Source organism: Succinatimonas hippei YIT 12066 (assembly GCF_000188195.1).
GTDB lineage: Bacteria > Pseudomonadota > Gammaproteobacteria > Enterobacterales > Succinivibrionaceae > Succinatimonas > Succinatimonas hippei.
Window position 1 is genome coordinate 1 of sequence record NZ_GL831005.1, and the last position, 3,221, is coordinate 3,221.

Genomic DNA, 3,221 nt, shown 5'->3' on the forward strand with positions numbered 1-3,221 from the left:
AATAATCCTAAAAATTACTGCTCAATGTGGGATAAAAAACGATTGAGCTGGTTTTTAGAAAACAGTGCACCGTCAACAACTCTTATCGTTGCGTCAATCATTTTGTCTGAGCACTTTCTCATCTTCTGTTCTTTTGTCCTCGATTAAGCATGACATAAAGCGACAGCGTTCTCAAATCTAATTCAAGTAACACAGAATGTTAATTTTATCGGCACTCCGATTAGGTACATATAAGGAGTCATTACGGATTTTAAGGGTTAACTCAATCCATGCTTAAATTCCCAATAAATCATTTAAATGATTTACTAATGCGTAAACACACGGGATCGTAAGCATTGAAGCAATAGTTGAGATAAAAATACCCTGGGTTACAAGTGAATCATCCCTTTTGTTTATTAGGCAAAACATAGTGCCAAGTGTTGCTACCGGCATTGCAAACAACACTGTATTAACGGTGATAATAGTTTTTGAGTCGGTTAATAGCAAAGTTAAACCGTAGACAATAAAAGGAAGAAAAAGAAGACGCATTGCACACATTGCGTAAATACCAATATTTCCGCACATCTTTTTTAACGGTATTTGCGCTATGGAAGATCCGATAATAAGCAAAGCACCTGGAACGGTAATACTTCCGATCATTTTCAAAGGCTCACTTAGAATTATCGGAAAATCCTTAATTTCAAAGCAAACAATAAGAATAGATAAATATGTGGCGATCATAATCGGATTTATTAAAAATTTATAGTCAAAATGAAGTTTCTGCTGACCGCCGCTTACAAAAAACATGCCAAGTGAAAAAATAAATAATGAATTGGCAAAATTCAGCACGGCTGCAAAAAATATAGCTTCATGACCAAACAGTGCAGCAACTACAGGATATCCGATAAACCCGACATTGCCGAAAACCAGCATAAAAGAATACACGCCTAAATCAGCTTTGTTCCGTGTAAACAGCCTCGATCCGGGAATGGAGATAAGCATTACCAACGCATACGAGGCAATACCGACAATGCCTAGAGGTACGACTAAATCAGGATCGGGAAGATTTTCTCCCATAACGGAAGATAAAACTAAAGCCGGACAGGAAATATTAATGATAAAGCGCGACAAAGCTCTATCAAAATCGGTGTACTGAATTCTGCTTTTATGCGATAAAAAACCTACGGCGATAATAATAAATAAAATCGCCATTTGTAAAAAAATATCGCTCATAAAATAAAGAAAACAAATAGCAAGTTAAATTAACCTAATTAATATTTTAAATATATTTGCCTTCCGGAAACCATAGATCTTATTAAATATCCGGAAATGCACAAAAAGGAGTATCCGGCTCCGACTAAAATTAATTACAGATTTCAAAGACAATTATCGTTTAGCCTGATCTGCTAAAAAGCGCACAAAATCTTCAAGAGCCGGCTCTGTCTTATCATTTCGTCCTGAAATAGATAATAAAACCAAATCTCCTGCATCACCGTAAACTACGCCCTCAACTCCGATATCCGAGCAATAAAAAGACCAAGCATCTTCAATTAAATTAGAACGAACCGGCATATCGCATTTTAATTGTTCTGCTGCCACTCTTGAATACGCTTGAGCACCGACGTTACCGGCACTACCTGCCACATAAGTTACGGTAACTGCAATATCTCCGTTGTCATGAATATAACTTAATGAATTCTCAACACTGGGGTTGGGCTGCACCGACCAAAAACTCGGGCACGGCAGACTATAGTCATAAAGATCTTCCGCAAAAGAAATTGAACACGTAAGCACCGTAATGCCTAAAGCCAAAACAAAGTTTTTCATGATAATCAATGGGTTCTAAATCAAAATATAAACAATAAGATGTGTCTGCATTGTAGCATCAAGCAAGACAGATATCCACGAGACGAGTCGCAAAGAAAAACAGAATATATTTTAAAGGATGAGAAGGAGCAGATCCTGTCAACCCAGGATCTGCAAAAAGGAGGAGATTAACCGCGGAGTTTTGCTACAATCTCATTAGCAATAACCTCAACAGGGCGATCAGCATCGATTGCAAAATATGCCGTTTTTCCCTGAGCAGCCAAATCCTTATAAAAATCAACCAAAGGCTCAGTCTGTTTATGGTAGACCTCAAGGCGTGAACGAACGGTAGACTCTTCATCGTCAGGACGAATAACCAAATCCTCACCGGTTACGTCATCTTTGCCCTCAACTTTAGGCGGATTATAAACAATATGGTAAGTACGACCTGAAGCCAAATGTACGCGGCGTCCGCTCATACGCTTAACAATCTTCTCATCAGGGACCTGCAGTTCAACAACAGCATCAATGGTAATATCTGCATCAACCAAGGCCTGAGCCTGAGGAATAGTGCGCGGGAAACCGTCAAACAAGAATCCGTTCTTGCAGTCTTCTTTAGCAATACGCTCTTTTACCAGACCTAAAATAATGTCATCAGATACGAGCTTTCCGGCATCCATTACGGCTTTAGCCTGTTTGCCAAGTTCGGTTCCTTCTTTAATCGCAGCACGAAGCATATCTCCGGTGGAGATCTGAGGAATAGAAAATTCTTTGGTAATGGTTTGAGCTTGAGTGCCCTTTCCTGCACCCGGAGGTCCTAATAAAATAATACGCATGATTTTTCCTTAACTATGCTTTGACTAAAAAAGAAAAAGGAAATGTTTCCAACTAAGTAATTATAACTTAAAAGCCGTCATTTGTTGTCGCAATACAACCTTAAGTCCACACCGCATGCTAAGTTTTTTTCTTAAATATTTTGCTCTAAAATGACATAAAAAAACATAACTAAAAAAGGAAATAAACAATGGTAAGCAGTGCTCTGCTGCGTCTGCATCTTTCAATATTAATCGCAGGTTTCACCGGAATTTTAGGCAAACTTATTGAGCTTGATTCTTTTGTTTTATCCGGCTACCGCTCCATCTTTACCGCAGCAATGTTCTTTTGCTTTCTCCTTATTACCAAAAATCTTATAAAAATCCCGGCTAAAAATTACGTAAAAATTATTGCTTTAGGCACACTTTTAGGCATTCATTGGATCTTCTTTTACGGATCGATTAAGTTTGCCAATGTTTCAATTGCCGTGATCTGCCTTTCAAGTATGGGATTTTTCACCTCTTTGCTTGAACCTTTATTGTTAAAAAGAAAACTGCAGATAAAAGAGATTATTTACAGTTTGATAAGCATTCTTGGAATATTGTTTATTTTTAAATTCGACA

General features: G+C 37.8%; 4 protein-coding genes. 1 reads left to right on the top strand and 3 read right to left on the bottom strand.

Annotated features, from left to right (window positions below):
- Positions 1-273: 273 nt before the first annotated feature.
- The 3 genes from HMPREF9444_RS05995 to adk all read right to left on the bottom strand — a co-directional run bounded on the left by HMPREF9444_RS05995 (position 274) and on the right by adk (position 2,621).
- Positions 274-1,212 carry an AEC family transporter gene (locus HMPREF9444_RS05995; protein WP_009143504.1) on the bottom strand — a complete coding sequence of 313 codons (939 nt, stop codon included), beginning with the start codon at positions 1,210-1,212 and terminating at the stop codon, positions 274-276.
- Between the two features lie 153 nt (positions 1,213-1,365).
- Entirely contained in the window at positions 1,366-1,806 is a 441-nt protein-coding gene (locus HMPREF9444_RS06000) for a hypothetical protein (protein ID WP_009143505.1), read from the bottom strand.
- A 167-nt stretch (positions 1,807-1,973) separates the two neighbouring features.
- Positions 1,974-2,621, bottom strand: a complete 648-nt coding sequence (adk, locus tag HMPREF9444_RS06005) for an adenylate kinase (RefSeq protein WP_009143507.1) — start codon at positions 2,619-2,621, stop codon at positions 1,974-1,976.
- Positions 2,622-2,809: 188 nt separating this feature from the next.
- Here adk and HMPREF9444_RS06010 point away from each other — a divergent pair.
- A partial coding sequence (locus tag HMPREF9444_RS06010; protein ID WP_040909324.1) for an EamA family transporter occupies positions 2,810-3,221 on the top strand: 412 nt, incomplete at its 3' end.